This is a genomic window from Streptomyces sp. SID1328, assembly GCF_009865595.1.
GTDB lineage: Bacteria > Actinomycetota > Actinomycetes > Streptomycetales > Streptomycetaceae > Streptomyces > Streptomyces griseoluteus.
Map to the genome: position 1 here is coordinate 1 of NZ_WWKH01001094.1, position 341 is coordinate 341.

The window sequence follows — 341 nt, forward strand, 5'->3', positions numbered from 1 at the left end:
TACATCAAGGACGGCACCGTCACCGACGTCGACAACGGAGAGTAGGAGTAGGCCATGAGCCTGTTCGGGGACGGCCTGGAGGCCGCGGTGCAGCAGGCGTTCACGCGCCCGGCGCCCAAGAGCGCGGGTGCGCAGATGCGGTACCTGGTCAAGCAGCTCAAGGGCACCAAGGCGGTCGCCCAGATGCTGCGCATCTCCCAGCGCACCGTCGAACGGTACGTGAAAGACCAGATCAAAAAGCCGCGCCCCGACCTCGCCGCGCGCCTGGAGCGCGAGGTCAAGGCCCGGTGGCAGCCGCAGATCCGGGCCAAGGCCCGGCAGAAGGCGGCGACCACCGGCGG

Annotated in this window: 1 pseudogene; it reads left to right on the forward strand. The window is 69.2% G+C overall.

Features of this window, described 5'->3' with window-relative positions:
• Positions 1–54: 54 nt before the first annotated feature.
• Positions 55–341 (forward strand): annotated as a pseudogene (locus tag GT030_RS35350) (XRE family transcriptional regulator); the annotation flags it as partial.